This window comes from Sodalis sp. dw_96, assembly GCF_018449575.1.
Classification (GTDB): Bacteria; Pseudomonadota; Gammaproteobacteria; order Enterobacterales; family Enterobacteriaceae; genus Acerihabitans.
Genome location: NZ_JAAVUT010000001.1, coordinates 106,923 through 123,956, shown reverse-complemented (window position 1 = coordinate 123,956; position 17,034 = coordinate 106,923). Strand labels below are relative to the sequence as shown.

Annotated in this window: 14 protein-coding genes; 5 read left to right on the top strand and 9 right to left on the bottom strand. The window is 50.2% G+C overall.

Annotated features, from left to right (window positions below; translation table 11 throughout):
- Nucleotides 1-15 precede the first annotated feature (15 nt).
- From HB631_RS00525 to HB631_RS27245, 3 genes are read left to right on the top strand one after another with little or no spacing between them, the layout of a single operon-like run.
- Nucleotides 16-1,599, top strand: a complete 1,584-nt coding sequence (locus HB631_RS00525) for a sugar ABC transporter ATP-binding protein (protein WP_213989206.1) — start codon at nucleotides 16-18, stop codon at nucleotides 1,597-1,599.
- Nucleotides 1,600-1,630: 31 nt separating this feature from the next.
- Nucleotides 1,631-2,554: an ABC transporter substrate-binding protein gene (locus HB631_RS00520; protein WP_213989205.1), complete on the top strand. Its 924-nt coding sequence runs from the start codon at nucleotides 1,631-1,633 to the stop codon at nucleotides 2,552-2,554.
- 48 nt (nucleotides 2,555-2,602) lie between these two features.
- Entirely contained in the window at nucleotides 2,603-3,844 is a 1,242-nt protein-coding gene (locus HB631_RS27245) for a hypothetical protein (RefSeq protein WP_213989204.1), read from the top strand.
- A gap of 54 nt (nucleotides 3,845-3,898) precedes the next feature.
- On the opposite strand, the gene HB631_RS00510 is transcribed toward HB631_RS27245, so the two are convergent.
- From HB631_RS00510 to HB631_RS00485, 6 genes are all read right to left on the bottom strand, one after another.
- Nucleotides 3,899-5,173 (bottom strand): arginase family protein, encoded by a 1,275-nt coding sequence (locus HB631_RS00510; RefSeq protein ID WP_218626907.1) that lies wholly within the window; start codon nucleotides 5,171-5,173, stop codon nucleotides 3,899-3,901.
- 154 nt (nucleotides 5,174-5,327) lie between these two features.
- The gene (locus HB631_RS00505; protein WP_213989203.1) at nucleotides 5,328-7,178 is read right to left on the bottom strand and encodes an ABC transporter ATP-binding protein; all 1,851 of its coding nucleotides are present in this window, start codon (nucleotides 7,176-7,178) and stop codon (nucleotides 5,328-5,330) included.
- Nucleotides 7,165-8,322 (bottom strand): hypothetical protein, encoded by a 1,158-nt coding sequence (locus HB631_RS00500; RefSeq protein ID WP_213989202.1) that lies wholly within the window; start codon nucleotides 8,320-8,322, stop codon nucleotides 7,165-7,167. Before HB631_RS00500 ends, HB631_RS00505 begins: the two co-directional genes overlap by 14 nt.
- Nucleotides 8,323-8,357: 35 nt before the next feature.
- Nucleotides 8,358-9,644: a hypothetical protein gene (locus tag HB631_RS00495; RefSeq protein ID WP_213989201.1), complete on the bottom strand. Its 1,287-nt coding sequence runs from the start codon at nucleotides 9,642-9,644 to the stop codon at nucleotides 8,358-8,360.
- An 85-nt stretch (nucleotides 9,645-9,729) separates the two neighbouring features.
- Nucleotides 9,730-9,873 carry a hypothetical protein gene (locus HB631_RS00490; RefSeq protein WP_213989200.1) on the bottom strand — a complete coding sequence of 48 codons (144 nt, stop codon included), beginning with the start codon at nucleotides 9,871-9,873 and terminating at the stop codon, nucleotides 9,730-9,732.
- A gap of 780 nt (nucleotides 9,874-10,653) precedes the next feature.
- Nucleotides 10,654-12,552, bottom strand: a complete 1,899-nt coding sequence (locus HB631_RS00485; protein WP_213989199.1) for a DNA/RNA non-specific endonuclease — start codon at nucleotides 12,550-12,552, stop codon at nucleotides 10,654-10,656.
- Between the two features lie 570 nt (nucleotides 12,553-13,122).
- On the opposite strand from HB631_RS00485, the gene HB631_RS00480 reads away from it, so the two are divergent.
- Together HB631_RS00480 and HB631_RS00475 are read left to right on the top strand one after the other, a co-directional pair.
- A complete protein-coding gene (locus HB631_RS00480) occupies nucleotides 13,123-14,484 on the top strand; it encodes an MFS transporter (protein WP_213989198.1) in 1,362 nt (453 codons plus the stop codon).
- Nucleotide 14,485: 1 nt separating this feature from the next.
- Nucleotides 14,486-15,178 (top strand): cyclase family protein, encoded by a 693-nt coding sequence (locus HB631_RS00475; protein ID WP_213989197.1) that lies wholly within the window; start codon nucleotides 14,486-14,488, stop codon nucleotides 15,176-15,178.
- A 138-nt stretch (nucleotides 15,179-15,316) separates the two neighbouring features.
- Here HB631_RS00475 and HB631_RS00470 read toward each other — a convergent pair whose 3' ends face one another.
- The 3 genes from HB631_RS00470 to HB631_RS00460 are packed head-to-tail and all read right to left on the bottom strand — an operon-like array spanning nucleotide 15,317 to nucleotide 17,015.
- The gene (locus HB631_RS00470) at nucleotides 15,317-15,973 is read right to left on the bottom strand and encodes a DUF799 domain-containing protein (protein ID WP_213989196.1); all 657 of its coding nucleotides are present in this window, start codon (nucleotides 15,971-15,973) and stop codon (nucleotides 15,317-15,319) included.
- Nucleotides 15,970-16,329, bottom strand: coding sequence for a DUF4810 domain-containing protein (locus tag HB631_RS00465; protein WP_213989195.1), 360 nt, complete (start codon nucleotides 16,327-16,329; stop codon nucleotides 15,970-15,972). Before HB631_RS00465 ends, HB631_RS00470 begins: the two co-directional genes overlap by 4 nt.
- A 14-nt stretch (nucleotides 16,330-16,343) precedes the next feature.
- On the bottom strand, nucleotides 16,344-17,015 hold the full coding sequence (locus HB631_RS00460; protein WP_213989194.1) for a CsgG/HfaB family protein: 672 nt from the start codon (nucleotides 17,013-17,015) through the stop codon (nucleotides 16,344-16,346).
- Between the last annotated feature and the right edge of the window lie 19 nt (nucleotides 17,016-17,034).

The following is a 17,034-nucleotide window of genomic DNA, read 5'->3' as shown; positions in this document are numbered from 1 at the left end:
ACAGGTAAACCGAACATGAGCGACGGGTCCTATATTCCGCCGAGGCCGCAGTCTCATCCGAACATCAGCGGCCCTGCCATCAGCCAGACCGGACGGCACTGTATCCTGCAGGCCCGTGGAATAACCAAACATTTCCCCGGAGTGCGCGCGCTGGACGCGGCGGATTTTGATCTGCGCTACGGCGAGATCCATGGGGTCTGCGGCGAGAACGGCGCCGGTAAATCCACGCTGATGAAAATCCTGGCCGGCATCTACCAGCCCGACCAGGGGAGTATCAGCCTGCGTGGCGAAACGGTCCTCCTGGACAATCCCCTGTCGGCGAAAAGGCAGGGTATTCTGCTGGTGCATCAGGAGCTATCGGTAGTGCCGGAATTAACGGTGGCCGAGAATATCTATCTTGGCGCGCTGCCATTGCGTTCATTTTCACGTGTCGACTGGCCGGCGCTGTTCGCCAATGCCCGCCGGGTCTTAGCGCTGCTTGGCTGCGACATCGAGGCCGACACCTTGGTGGGCGCCCTGTCGGTGGCGCAACAGCAACAGGTGGAGATAGCCCGGGCCCTCGCCTTTGAATCCTCCATCGTGATCTTTGACGAACCGACGGCCTCGCTGACCCACCAGGAAGCCGACCGGTTGTTCGCCACTATCGGCCGCCTGAAAAAACAGGGGGTCAGCACGGTCTATATCTCGCATAAAATGCGCGAGATTTTCGCCATTACCGAGCGAATTACCCTGCTGCGCGACGGTGCGGTGACCGGCGTACTTGAAACGGCCCAGACCCATGAACATGAGGTAACCCGGCTTATGATCGGCCGTCCCCTCAGCCATTTTTTTGTCCGCGCCAAATCGACGCCGGGCACGGAAATCCTGCGGGTGGAAAATCTCAGCATCCCCGGCCGGGTCGATAACGTCAGCTTTTCCGTACGTACCGGCGAAGTGGTCGGGCTGTACGGCCTGATAGGCTCCGGCCGTTCCGAGATCGCGGAATCTCTGTTCGGCATGCTGGCAAAATCCTCCGGCCGGGTATTCTGGCAAGGTCATTTACAGGACATCCGTCACAGTCGCGATGCCATCCGACTCGGCATGGCGCTGGTGCCGGAAGACCGAAAACGACAAGGACTGATTCCCGCCCTCGGGGCACGGGACAATATCATGCTCGCTCAGTTGGATAAGCTCTCCCGCTTCGGGTTTATCCGGCGCGCCACCGAAACCGCCATTTACGAGTCCTATCGCAAGACATTACGGATCAGCGCCGCCGGACCGGGGCAGGAAACCGCCACATTGAGCGGCGGTAATCAGCAAAAGGTGGTGATCGCCCGCTGGCTCTCGCTATCCCCGCGCCTGCTTATCCTGGATGAACCCACCCGAGGAATCGATGTCGGCGCCAAAGCGGAAATCCATACCCTGATAGCCGCCCTGGCCGAGCAAGGACTGGCGGTGCTGGTTATCTCCTCGGAAATGCCGGAAATCATGGGCATCAGCCACCGCATTATCACCGTCGCCGGCGGACGCATTACCGACCGCATCCCCCTGGAGGACTTCAGCGAGGACCGAATAATCAACGGCGCCATGGCCATCGACCCGCCGCCACCCGTTCAGTAAATAACCGTGTTTTTTTACCTGGAGAGAGACTATGTCACGTTCTGTTATTTATGGTTCAGTTACCCGCCATGCCGCGGTGTTAAGCCGCTTCGGCGCCCAGGCCGGCTTTTTTGCCCGGGAAGGCATTGATTTGACCATCAAGGAAGTCTACGGCGGACCGGAAATGGCCGCCGCCGTCGAGAGCGGCGAAGTGCATATCGGCGAAGTCGGCACGCCGCCGGGCCTGACGGCTATCGGCGAGGGTAAACGCATTCGCATCGTCGGCAGTTCGCTGGACCGCGGGCTGGCGTTTTTCCTTATCGCCCGTGCCGATATCACTCACTGGGACGACTTCAAGGGTAAAACCGTCGCGGCATTATCCCGCGGCAGCTGCGGTTACTGGTATCTGCGCGATATTCTGGAACAAAACGGCGTCGATCCTGATCAGGATGTGACGTTCAGGTATCTGGGCGGGGACATGGACAGGCAGCTTGAGTTGCTGAAAGCCGGCGAGATTGCGGGCCTGCTGTCAGGGGAGCCCTATCTTTCGCTCGGCGAACGCAGCGGCGTCGCCCGTTCCTGGGGCGCACCGCAAAAACTGGCCGACGTTCCGTCCATCCAGTGGAGCATACAAATCGCCGGTCAGGACTTTATTGAACGTGAGCCCGCTTTGCTGCGGGATGTCCTTGAAGTTATACGGCAAACCGCCCATTACGCCCTGGATAATCCGGATGAGTGGCTCTCTTTTTACCAAAAACTGTACGGTGTGGACATCGATATCGCACGTAACTCCATCAAGAATGAATGGCCGCTTTTCCATTTCGACGGACAAATCGACATTCCCGGCCTGGAACGGGCGCTCGACCTGCAATACCGCATCGGCTCGACGGCGCGGCGGTTATCGCTGGACGAGGTACTCGACCTGCGTTATCAGCCACAGCCCAGCGTCCGGCCTCTTGTGCTCCGGGCGGGATGAAACGCAAAAAAAACCGTGTTCACGAATGGATCGTTCAGGAGAAAGCCAGTGGATTCAACCAGCACCTTCAAGGAATTTACCCGCGGCAACCGGCCCGCCGCCCGTCTGGATGCCATGCTTTTACAGGTGGAGGACATCGCGGCCAGTATCGGCAAGGAGGCCGCCAGACGGGACCGCGAGCGCATCCTGCCTCATGAGGCGTTTTCACTGATTCGGGCCGCCCGGATCGGCACGCTGAGGATACCCATCGCACTGGGCGGGCCGGGAGCATCGGTACGCGAGACCTTGTCGGCCGTAAGCCGGCTTGCCGCCGGCGATTCCAACGTGGCCCACGCGTTGCGCTCGCATTTCAATTTCGTCGAAACCCTGTTGCTGGCGCCGCCCGAGCGCCTGCAACCCTATCTAACGTCGATATTGCGAGGCGATCTCTACGGCGGCGCGCATACGGAGCTTGGCACGGCGCGCCCCGGCGAAATCCGCACCCGGCTGACGCGCCAGGGCGCGGGCTATCGTCTCGACGGACATAAATATTATGCCACGGGAGCGGCCTTTGCCGATCGTCTGTTTATCAGCGCCGTGGATGAAAACTGCAGGCCCGCCGCCGTGGAAATAGAGGCCAATCGCCTCGGGGTCCTGATACAGGACGATTGGGACGGCATGGGGCAGAGACTGACATCAAGCGGCAGTATCATCCTGGAACAGGTAGCCGTCGCGGCGGAAGAAATCCAGTGGCGGGATAGCCCGGAACCCACGGACCATGCCGGACGCCACGCCGCCACCTTTCGTCAGATCTATCTTGCCGCCTGCCAAGCAGGCATCGTTCGCAATGTCCTGTCCGACGCCGTTGCCTATGTGCGGGAAGCCGCCCGGCCCATCACCCATGGCCATGTCGACCGGGCGGTGGACGATATGTTTATCCAGCGCAACGTCGGCCTGATTTCCGCCCGGTCATTGGCTGTCGACGTGCTCCTGGATGCCGCCGCCGGACGTCTTGATGTGGCGTTTAACGGCATTGTGCAACACAGCCCCGACACCGATCGGCTGTTACTGGAATCGGCTCTCGCCACCGCCCAGGCACAAGCGGTCATCGGTGAGCTTGCGCAGGCCGCCGCCACCGGCATTTTCGACACCGGCGGCGGTTCCGCCACCAGCCGCGCGTTCAATTTCGACCGGCATTGGCGCAATATCAGAACCCTGCTGGGGCACAATCCGCTGGATTATAAATTGCAGGTCGTGGGCGCCTACGCGCTGAATGGCGAACGTCCCCCGCTGGGGGGCGGTTTCTTTTAACGCTTAACGCTCGAAGGGATGTCGACACATACGCCAAAAATGGCAGTCAGACTGTCAAGAAAATGAATTTACATTATCGCCTGGAATGTAAAGATTTTGTCCGATAGCCGTTGTTTGACGAAGACTGAATAAAAAGCGGCTGATTAAACGCGCCACAACGGCTGAAGCACCATGGGCCCCCTGAGCCGCATCGCCGATCTCGACAAACTCCATGCCAATGATGCGATAATGGCTAAAGAGATATTCGAAACAGGACAAAATGGAGTAAAAATTCAATCCGCCGAGAACGGGAGTTGCTGTGTCAGGAGGTTCACTGCCAGCCAGGACATCCACATCAAAGCTTATAAACCAAGGTACGTTTGGATTCAATGCCGCGTACATCCGCGCATATCCAGCCGTTTCCGCTTCATAGGCAGATAACGTTTGAATACGCGGCGCTTTTTGCAATGTAAAACCTTCTGTTGGTTGATGAAATACATCCCGTATGCCGATCTGCCACAAACTTTGGACATGTTGCATACGCCTTACCCAATGCATAACATTTGCATGATTCAACTGCTCATCGCAAGCTGCACCGACCGAGTAAAGATCTGAATGTGCATCAAATTGCATTACCCCTAGTTTAGGATAATTGTGCGACAACGCTTGGATACTGTAGTAAGCCAATGTATGGTCGCCTCCTAATATCACGGGATACGCTCCCTGAGACGTAATTTTCTGGATCAGGTAGGATACTCGCTTGCCGACGGTGTCGACATTATCTTTAGTGGGTTGAAAAACAATGTCGCCTAAATCGAACAAGCGTAATTGTTTCAGCGCCAAACTCTCGCCAAAATCAGCATCTAACAGGACTCCCGGTCGGCTCTTTAAGCCATTAGGATGGGCTAACATCTGCGCCAGATGGCTTCTCACCCTACGCCCCCCGCCTGCAACCGATAAATCGGTGGTGATTGATGTTGACAACGGGGCATGCAATAAAACAACGTCCCTTTCAATAAGATCATCTATACCGTAAAAATCCATAGGACAGCCAGCTGGGTATTTCACAGCAACGCTCACACCGCTGCTCAAAAACCCAATCTCGTCAGCAGGCAGTATAAACATATATTTGACTAACGTTGCGAATACTTGCAATCCCAATGGATGAATAAACGCTTCTTTTGCTTGAATCAATGTAGGAGAAAACCCTTTAATAATAAAAGCGATATTGGATGCGACCCTAAGCCGCTTGGAACTTAGAGGCAAACTGATTTCTACCCGCCCGTCGGCTAAGGCCAAATATGCGATATGCGGGTGTATTTGATATTGCTCGATGAGGTCTATTCGCATTTTAATAACTCCAATTCTTCCTGACCTTTCAGCTGGGATAAGTTTGGCATTTAGCGTTATATACCCGTCATCCTTCACGTTGCGGGTACGTTAGCTGCATTACTACGCCCAATGGGGCTCTCGCGCTTACCATCTTCCTGCAACTCGGAATCGCTTAATTATAGATATTTTCAACATTTTCATTATGTTGCATTAATGCTTGAAATAATTCGTTGCGGGCTAACAATTCATCAAATCGTCCTATATCTACGATTCGGCCCTGATCGAGCAATACAATCTGGTCAAAATTGCGCATGCTGGCTATTCGATGGCTTACAACCAACACAGTGCTATCACGTCGATGAATAAGGTAATCGATGATTCTGGCTTCAGAAATAGCATCCACTGAAGATGTTGCCTCATCAAAAATAAGTAATGGGCAGCTTTTTAACAGCGCCCGTGCAATATTGATTCGTTGACGTTCACCCGTGGAAAGTACCGCGCCACGCTCTCCAATAATCGTGTCCAGGCCGTGGGGAAGATTATTTATGAGACGATTGACTTGCGCGATTGAGGCTGTCTGCATAATCTTTTGAGTATGGCATGGATCCTGACCATAATTAATATTGTCTAAAACAGAGCGATTAAACATCAAGGCATTTTGTAGCGCTTCACTACATAAAGTTGCGAAAAGTGAGGATTGGCATGTTGATAAAGGCAGACCATGAAGTTCGACGGTGCCCTGATCAGGTTGCAAATCGCCTCGCAGCACCGCCAATAACGTCGATTTACCCGATCCCGACGGACCCACGATTCCCACTCTGCTGCCTGGTTCAATGCAAAGGCTGATCTCCTTTAGTACTGTTATTCCCTGATGACCTACGCTCACATTGCGCAGCATAATCTTACCCGGTTCAGGTAATGTCGGCAGTTTATTTCCACTCGGCAAATCAACGGGAATTGATGAAAGCTCCCGCATGCCTGCGCGTAAAATACCCAGTGAATCGAATAGATTGACAAAGTGAAATGCTACCGATTCGAAATGCCAAGAAAGAATAATGATCAATGACCCAATAGTCACCAACTGGGGTATCGTCAGGCTACCGGTGCTGTACTGGAACGAGGCATAAGTTATTATGCCTATACCGAACAACCATTTGTAGGACGTTTCGATAAGCAGCACAAACAGCCAATAACTACGTACTTTGCGGCAGGCAAGCAAATCTGCGCGCAGCGAATGATTAAATCGATGTCTTTCAGTTTTATGGGCAACAAAACTTCGGATCAACGGTATGTTGGTCACTATTTCATTGAGATTAGCCATGACCTGCGCATGGGCGTCACTTGCATCTTCAGCAATGCTCATACCTGAATAAGCCAAATAGCTGGATAACATAAAGGCCGACATCATCCAGGCAGCGGCCAACAGCGCAATAGGCCACGAGGCGCTGGTCAACACCAGGCTGGCCAATATCGCTACTGCTATTAGTTTGATCGCGGTATCGGCCAACGTACATACTATCTCTGATAAACTGACCGAAACCAATTCGATACGTTCAACGAGATTACCTACCGTATTGTTCGCTAATTGTTGCGGTCGAGCATACATTAATCGGGCACTCAGGTGATCGGTGACGCCAATTCGTAAATTTTGACTGGAATAAAGCACGGCGAGGTTTTGCACCACGTGTAACAACGGCGCGGCCAGCCAAAGGCTGATAAGATAGAAAAGTTGCAATACCACTTGTCGTCGCTCATCAAGCATCCCCACTTCCGTGATTTGCCCTAAAAAATACGATTGGCCGATATTGCATATAGCGCCTAACAGAGTCGCCAGCACAATGACAAGAGTGCTGCCTGGGGCGCAAGCCTTGACGCTAGCCCAAATATAGGGTGCGACTCGGTCGGTGGGCTCATTAAGGGAAATCGGGCGCGGGGAGGCGATTTGCAGTGATGCAAGTCTGGCGGTGCTGCATTTCCATACCGATTGCAACAGAACGTGCGCAGGGCGTTTAGATTGGTTCAATGACGACTCCTCCTAGGCTTGCTATTTTTCGTACTACTTTAGTGATCATTTCTGTCGTAATCTTTCCTGGTGACCGTTGGGTTAAGTAAGCAAAACTTACGGGATGACCCGCGGCCAATGCCTCACTGAGATAGCTGAACAGCGGGTTTGCTTGCGCCAGCATCACCCGGCTACGGACTAATAACACTTCACGATCGGCTAACGACATATGGCGTAATGGCCAAAATGGATGAACGCGCAGTTTGGAACGCTGCAACTCAGCATTATTTAGCTTAATGTCGGATAGGCCGCCAAGCTGAGGTTTAGTGATAATATGACCATTACTTTGCAGTGCAAGCCGTCGTAATTTACTGAGCTGTTCTAATGTCAATACGGCAGAACCCATGGAGGATAACGTCTTGCCGCTGGATATTAATAAGCGCGCACCTTCCAGGCATTCTAGCGCCGGATCGTCAGGAAATAGCGTTAGCCCTAGCGTGGCTGAGAATTTCTGCGTTTCCAAAATATGAAAATCGCCTTGAGGAATGAATAACAAATCCCCGGCTTTTAAGTCAATCCGACAAGCATATGGCAAAAGTTTTTGATAGTCAGTGGTTGCCAAGGTGCCATGAGTAAGATTGATATAGGCGGCGCGCGGCCAAATATAGGCTGTTTTGGGCGCCGGTCCCAAATGCCAAAGCAAAGAATGATCGGTGTCATCGTGCACCCCGAAAGGGGTATACCCGTAATTGCCGAAAAAACTATAGAAGTCCGCGCCACATTGCGGCGCTTTACCCAAGGCGCGAAAAAGCGGTTCCATCATTTGGGATTGCATTTGCAGCGCAAAATCCGTGCACCATGCCGAAAGACCATTCAACGTCACGCAAAATTTTTCAGCTCCCGACGCGCAAGCCAAACGTTGCTCCAACTCAAAGTTTTTTTGGGGCGCAAGTTTTATCAGGTCATCTGTAATGGTATACAGCTCGCCTCTTCCTACCCAGGCACGAGCACGGGGCAGGTTTACCGCGCTAAATTTTGTGAACATTTTGGTGAGAGAAAAATACACATTCTTATAACCGGGCAGCATGTTAGGTAAATAGGCCATTGAGTTGAGTCGGCATGACGCAGTGACTAAGCAAGTCGCCCAATTTTCATTTATTTCCATAAAATTACTCACTATAAATCTCGCCAAGATGCATTTTATCCCAAGCGATTTTCATTTTTTTCAGCGGGGACGAGTCCCCCTAGGTAAACGAGATGACTAATTAAATTTTCAATAGCAGAAAGGGAAATTCTTTTTTTCATAATTTTATATAAATCTTTGATACTAAAAGGACGATCCGGGATTTTTTCCACCAAATCATCCGTCAGGGAGGACTTTTTCAAATGTATTTGATGGCCGCGCACAAAAATAATATTATGCCTAACTTGCCCAAGAAAAGTCATGGGAAAATCGGGATTAGGCAACCATAAAGCGTCTTTCGATATCATGTTCTGATCGTGAAAACCCCTGGGCGAATAACGCAACCGTGCCTGGCTCGTTGCCTTGGCATCTTGCTTCATGCTTGCCGTGCGCAGCCAGGTAGCCAGAGACAAATCGAGATTTTCAGCACGATCGATAAGCTGATCTATGCTGCCGAAAAAATCATTTTCAACAATAGCATGTTGCAAAATTTGCTGTGCTGTAGAGGGTCCAGGATATTTTGAAATCGCTATCGCGATTCCTATGGAAAACCCATCGGTGTGACCGACATGGTAATAGTGGGAAGGTAGCAGAAATATATCACCTTGTTTTATAGAGAATGTTTGCCCTAAGGGGATTAAGGAAGAGGGATCAAAGCAATTTTTCCTTGGACCATTTATCTTATGAAATTCCTCAATGCTAAATAGCGTCATAGTTTTGACTGCAGGTCCACAATGACAATGAATGACCGAAGTGAAAGGATCATCAATATGAATACCAAACGGCGTATAACCATAATTACCCATAAATAAGGTCGCCTCGACAGTGCTACGCGTTGCTCCTTGAGCCTCTAAAATGGGTTTGGAAATACGTACCGCTAGACGAGCGAGCGTCTCAGACCATTGCTCAGCACCATTTATTACAATACTGGCCTTATGCCCCTCCGTGGCGCGGGTTAGGTAATCTTTAAAACTCTCATCTTTTTTGGGAAGAGTATAGAGTAAGTTATTTTCGTGCTTCGGGCTTAACATACCGTCAATGTATACACGTAAGAAACCGCTAATAGCCCGTTCAGCTTCATTGGACATGTTTTCGAATAGCTCAAAAAGCAAATTATCATCAAGCAGTGTCGGATCGAAAACGGTGCTGAGATGCAGCGGCCGCATTTTATGAGGCGCATTTATCGGTTCATAAGGCAATTCCGCTACTGATGTTTCGTGTTTAGCAATATGTGAATGAAGCTTAACCAAATTTGCAGGAGAAAAGAAATTCAATAAAGGGTGTTCGAACCTTAAGCTTCTCATAAGCAGCCTCCATGCAGCTTTCGGTCGGATAAGTGAAGAGGCCATCTATTTACCTCTTCACTTAAATCTTTAATAAAATAAACGGTTAAAATTGCTTTATCTGACGGATATGGCGGATGGGACGAGCCGAAATAACAGGCTGATCCTCTACGATTTCCAACTCGAGATCATCTATATCATTCTCGTTATTATGTTTGGGAGTATCATAGGTGTTTGCTTCAATTTCCATATTAAATACCTCTATAAAAGTTGGTTTAGCTTAAATAACCTTACCCTACCTGTTCAACTTATTTTTATAGTATTAAGCCCACAATGTCAATATCAATATCTTAAGAAATCACCTTGTAAAAAAACATGTTTAACGAGAGACTGTTCTTTTATTCGTCGGCGATAAAAATAATGACAAATGTTTTCATGATGAAATGATATTCCAAACGGTCTAAAATTTACACATCATATATTTGACAGCGGGGCTATAAATTTATTCCCACTATCCGCATCTCCGTTATCGCCATAGCGAGCAACATTTTTTTAAAACCTATTATCTATATTCATAATATATCCCCTCAAGGATTTCTTTGTTCATGTTTTTGAATAAAAAATCATCGCTTTGCGACGCAAAAATATTACATAGAGTGTAATAAATCACACGCCCGCCTAGATAATTATTTTTGAGGTCTGAGCACGGATCACGTCAAAGCATTCATAATTTTACAAGCATATTTGTTGTATGCGGAAGACCCGCCGAGCGTTTTCATGTCCAAGGGGATAACGAAGATAATCTATCCCCATTGTTGAATTATACCCATGGAGACATTAGCCGGTTTAAAACGAACCCGGCGGTTGGTAAAGATGGCTAGCCATCATCTTCTGTCGTCAAACCTAAGGCATAACGCGGATTAAGGCCATTTGCTTTCATTCAAAAACAATAGTATCTGGACACATTTCCCAAAGCTTCATATCGACGGACGGATGAATTTCGTATTGTTTTATTGATCTGCCACTGCCATTAAAAAACGATCTCCCCACTCGAATTGATTTCCACAAGGGTTCTCGGCTCGCGCTTGAAAGCTTCAATTCCCTGCCCGGCCGTCGCCATTTCCGGGTGCTGCATGACGTCAGCCGCCCCATAGGCGGAGAAGTCGAGGGCGGTTCGTGAGGCGAGATCCGATACGCTGACCTGATAGATGCGAAAAGGGTCCAGATCAAGGCGTTCAAGTTCGTTCAGCAAATTGTCTTGCGAGAGAATGAAAGCCGAGCAGCGCAATAGACCATCGCCGGCTCGATAAGCGATCGTCTTCCAGAAAGCGCGGGGTAAGCGTATTTCCCGGTAGGCTGGATCGTCGTTGCCGAGCACCGGCCCGCCAAGGATGGCAAGCTTGAAGTCCTGCACATCGGCCTGATCAAAAACCAGATTCTCCAGCTCACCCCAGAGGCCCCGGCGTGATGACTGGTTGAAGCGTTGGTGCTGGGGCGTGATGTTGGTGAAGTAAAAAGAATCCTTGTTTGCCTGTCTTGCCTCTTCCATTTGTCCCCAGCAGAGATCGGCCCGACGGGCGATATGCCCGCGATCGAGCCGATTGTCCTTATACAGGTCATCCCCAATCTGATATTTGGTGTCGACGCGCGGATCAAACGCAAAATCCAACCTCGGGAGCTTCACCATCCGCGCGCCGTCGATATTCCAGGCAACGTAGCGCGCCATGCAGCGGCCCGCGCTGAGGCACACCGAAAAATGGGTATAGGGGATAGTCTGGCCGCGACCGAAATTCACCGCGTCGCGCTTTAACGCCGTCGAGAGACCGGGTTCAGGAGCAGGTTTTCCGAGAAAATCGGGATCATAGCCGTTTCGGGGAACCACCGTTTTAATAAGAGGTGAATTTTTCGCATCAGAATGAGGTCGCGTAAGCACAAAGTCGAGCTTCTTCTGGACAGACGCCGGATAACACGCGAGCGCATGCTCGTCCAAATTGCCGTCTGCGTTGCCTGCAAAGTGCAATCCCGCGAAAATGTCTGTGGGTTTACCGTCCTCGGCGATAAGCCAGGCCGAGCCGGAGTCGCCGCCCTTGCTGACACCGCCATCCGCGGACGGATAAGCCGGATCGGGGCCGATTTCAAAACCACCGACAGCCTGCTCTCCCATGGGAAGGCCATAATTGATGCGCGCCATCACGTCGATGCGGCGAACCTTGCCATAGGTCACCCCGGTGGTGCGGCCCGATTTAACCACAGGATCGCCGAGATCGACCTCCGCCATGCGGGTCGGGATGACATCCAGCTCAAAGACCGATGCGTCATATCCGCGCAGGCGGATACCGGCCAGCGCGCAGTCTCCAGCCGGCCCCAGATGACTGCGCAGCAGCTCGCCGGTCACGTTGCGGTCGGTGTGGTTGTCGTCGAAGGGCCCTGGTTGAACGATGGTGCTGCCAACATGTCCGGCATTTCCGTGCAAGACATGCCAATTCGACAGGATGGCGGGCATGCCGGTGCACCGATCGTAGACAATCAAACCGATCGTCCCCGCCGTCCCGGCCAGATGAGAAACGCTGACTCCCGGACAGATGGGATCGATGCGTTCCCGACGCGCATTCATTTGTTCCGGCTTGACGAGCTTGAATGAGGGATTATAGGAACGCTGTATTACGTCGGTGGGTATCATTACACCTTCGATTTCGATAGCCTCCGGAATAGTAAGGCTACCGAGGGACTGTATGGCGGATTCGCCCTTCGCCCCGACGGTGAACTGAATACAAACGGGTCCATCGCCATTCTTCAGGCCGATGCCAACGGACGTGATATTGGGATCCTTGAGGTAATCGGCGCCCTTCGCCCGTATGTGCCTGCGCAGGGCTTCCAGATTCGGCCCCGACGATCCGCCCTTCTTGCGTGATGCTTTAGGTTTGGCCATCCGGCGCTCTCCCATGATAATAACCTCCCTGGCTTGAATACCCTCATTACGCCATCATCGCGGAACAACACCCCCATTGGCAACCGTGGACTATGTCATTTTGTGGAACAAGCCGCGCAAAGTTTGAGTCCGATGAGGAGGAGCCATTGGGTTCGTTTTTCAACGTTCCGGCGCGTTATGGCGGCCCCTATAGCCTGGTTAATGAAACTAGCGCGATGTAAAAAAAATGTGATTTATGTCTAAAATCCGCATTTCCATTCTTGTATGGTAGAATTCAAGTGCTTATCTTTAAATCAACAACGATGTCTTTTAGTCCGTTTTTACCAAGCAGTTCATTTATAAAAAGGAAACATTATGCTTTAACTTGATATTAGCCCTAAGAACAAAACTGATTTCAGTTATTGGATTTCTAATATTTCACCTCGTCTGTAGACGGTATTTCTCATCATTGCCTTTTATTGATTAAAGGTTGATATCTTACGACTATTATTTCTCTGTATCGTTATAAACAGTGGGGCAAAAAAAAACTGGCTCTAACTCTTTGCCTTACAAAAAAGGGGTTTTTTAGAAATGGCAAACGAAGAATTACCTTTACTCAATCACGAAGCAAATACTCATGAATCCTTGGCGAATTCGAACGACACGTTGAATTCCACAGAAAAACGTCGTTTTTTTCCCAAGGCACACCCCTTGTCGTGGTGGATGTTGGTTATAACGACCTTGGCTATTTTGATGAACTCCATCGACAGAATCATTTTGCCCACATTATTGCCGGCTATCATGAAAGACTTCAACCTGACTGAAATACAAGTCGGTTGGCTAAATTCCCTAAGCTTTATTGGTACATTAAGTGGTGCGGTGATTTTCGGAATATTTTCTGATTTTGTGGGAACCGGCCATAAACGTTGTTATAGCTGGACCGTCGCAGTCATTGTTGAAGTCGTATCGGGTGTAGCCACTGCCTTTTGTAAAACCCTGGGATCATTTCAGGCATTGCGGATTTTCATGGGAATGGGGACCGGTGGTTCCGAACCCATTAATGTCGCGTTACTCGGAGAGTGGTGGCAAAAAGAGAATCGCGGTTTTGCCATTGGCGTTCACCATACCGGTTTCCCTTTAGGCCAGTTTATCGGACCTGTACTTATTGCCGGGATTCTGGCTTTCGGTACCTGGCGTCAGGCATTTCTATTCATCCCGCTTATTGGCCTGTCCATTGTCTTTATACAATATTTCGTCGGAACCAAAAAAAATCATCAGAAGGTCATGAAATGGATTGCGGAAAATAAACTTACCCTGCCGATCGAGCCTGTTACCGAGGTAAAACGTGATGATTTCAGAACCGCGCTAGGTAAATCCTTATCTTGCCTGAAAAACCGTAATTGTCTCTTGGCGATTTCGTTAATCTTCGGTTTCACGTGGGCGGAAATGGGGATAGCCAACTTTCTTACCCTCCAATTGACCCGCGAAGTGGGCTTGCCGCTCTCTACCGCCGCCATCATTTCCGGCGCGTCGGGTCTCACCGGCTGGATCGGCCAGATTCTCTGGGGTAGCTATTCTGATGTCAAAGGCCGTAAAAGCTCGCTGGGTATTATCATTTTTGGCTGGATGATTGCCACCGCCTTATGCATGTATATCCATTCCGCCGCATTTGGTTGGGCGATACTTATCTTCTGGGGATTGTTCAGAAACTCCCCGTATCCGGTCGCCTATGCCTTGCTGATAGATTCAGCCCCCAAAGCGGCCGCATCCAGCATGGGGTTGATGATTGGTTTGGCTGTCGGGATCTCGGGCATCCTGGTCGCCCCCGTTACCGGCTGGATTATCCGTGACTATGGCTTCAATGTGCATTATATGATTATCGTTGGTGTACTGATCCTGTCCTGCTTGCCGCTTTACCTCATAAAAGAAACCATTACCCATAAGAGCGCCTGAAATGAATAATGAACTATTGTCCTTATTGCATCACTGCGAACTTATTGAACTGAATTATTGTTATGATCCCTCAATGCCTGTATGGCCAACCCATCCGAAGTTTATGTTGAACGATTGGGAAACCCATGCCGCGGGGGATGGAAATTATAATAACCTGTTGCAAATGGGCGATCACTGCGGTACCCATGTTGATTCACCCTCGCATTTCATACCCGGCGGTAAAACCATCGAGCAAATCGATGTTCACCAATTGATTGGACGGGGCGTTAAGATAGACGTCTCTGACTATCCCGTGGATACGGAAATTACCGTCTCCATGATCCAGTCTTGGGAAGCGCAAAACGGAAATATCAAGGCCGATGATATTGTACTGTTCCGCACCGGTCATGATAAAAAATGGCAACCTCGGCCAAATCATAAGTCCTTTTTGTCAGATTGGTCCGGTTTATCGGGTGGGGGAGCGGAATACTTATTAGCGAAAGGGGTTAATGTCATCGGTTCGGACGCCATGTCCCTTGATGCCTGGTCAAATTCCACCTATCCCGCCCATCAAATTATTCTGGGTGCCGGCAAACTTATTATGGAAAATCTGGCCAATTTGGATAAGGTACCCGAGACGTTTATCTTTATGGCGTTACCCTTGAGGATAAACGGGGGATCGGCCTCCCCCGTCCGAGCAATTGCTTTAATTTAACGCCAGGGGGGATTGCATTGCAGGCGTGAGTTAACGGCTTTCGTCTCTCAGTTTCTCCGGCACGTTTCAGACAGCCCGCATAATGCGGGACAGGCTGTCTGATAGTGCGATAGAACTCGTGCAATGCCCGGGTTAAACCTAACTTTTATCTTTACCATACGACGGGGAATACGGGCCGTATAATATCCCGCCCGGTGCGCCGGCGGATAACATTCGGGCACTGGTGATTCCCGCAATATCATGGCCTTTATCCATCATATTACTCGCCACTTGGCTGATGGCGGCGGTAATCAGCATACCGACCAGGCTATTATTATTGTTGTCTTGTTCATTGTTTGATGCGGTTGCCCCGCCGGTCCACAGAAGTTTCCCGGTGCGCAAATCCACCAACCTTGCCGTTGCCGTCACGCGCGTTTCACTGGCCAAAACGACATATTTTGCGCCGTAGCCGGTCACATCAATATACAACACGGCATCGGCGCCAAAAATCTGGTGTAATTTGGCAATGCTGACGGCGCGAATATCCTGCGGGGTCGTCATGCCATTCTGTTTAAAGGTTTCCTCAACCACCGCTACCGGCAAGACATAATAACCGGCTTCAGCCAGAGGCAGCGTCACTTGAGAAAGCATGCTATGGCTGGCATTCACATCCGGTGATTGGTTTACCGGCGGCAACACCAGAATTGATCTTGGTCTGCTCTGCTTAAACGCCGTATAGTCATGCGGGACGGGTTTTGCACAACCGGTCAACGCCAGGGTAAAAACCAGGCTGATGAATACTAAAAGACGATTCATTTCGTCTCTCCTTTATTTTTGCTCAGCAGCAAATCCATATAGGGTGCTGATTCGGGAAATAACGTCTTTTCCTGATTAAATTCTTGAAATGCCAGGTCGGTGCGACCGGTATTTGCATAAAGCAGACCAAGATGGGCATGCAATCCGGGCGGAACCTTTTTTGCGGTGGCGCGCGTCTTTTCAAGGGATTCTTTCAGCGCGGCAATTTGTTCATCGGGACTGGTTTTACCTCCCTGATAATATTGATACACCGTCGGTTGGTAGTTATCCCAGTTATAGATATTTTTTGGCGCGGTGGCGCAACCCACCAGTAATACAGCAGCACCTAAGATAAGGCGCCTAATTAATCTTGTCATTCAAATACTATCCCTTAATGCGTTGGCCGCCATGAACCGCTTTCAATTCCTGAAACCAGATTATTGACCGCTTCACGAATTGCCAGATCCAGCACTTTGTCATTTAATGTCGAGTCATAACTTGCCGTGCCGCCAAAACCAATGACTTCCCGGTTGGATAACTCGAACTCCCCTGCCCCCTGGGTGGAAAAAACAACTTCAGAGGTTTGTACGTTAACAATATTAAGAGCAACCTTGGCATAGGCAACTTGCGTTTTACCCCGGCCAAAAATGCCCCAGAGCTGCTGGTCGCCCACTTCCTTACGGCCAAACTCAGTGACATCGCCCGTGACCACATACGTGGCGCCCTTCAGCGTCTGAGCCTGGCCTTTAATATTCGCTTCGGCCTTCAGCTCATCCATATTGGCGCGATCCAAAACGTTGAAACGCCCGGTTTGCTGTAAATGCGTTATCAGGATGGTTTTAGATTGATTGCCCAAATGATCAATGCCGTCGGAAAAAATACCATTCATATAATTAGAGCGATTATCAAATTTACCCACGGCAATGGGACTTCGCTCCCCCTGATAAGGGGTGTTATATGAGGCGACTTTCTGCACCTCCCGGGTATGAGAGGACTCGGTAGCGCACCCCGCCAGTAGCGCAGCTGTAATCAGCAGCGGATAAATAAAACCCGTTTTTGCCATACCCTATCCTTTTATCCAT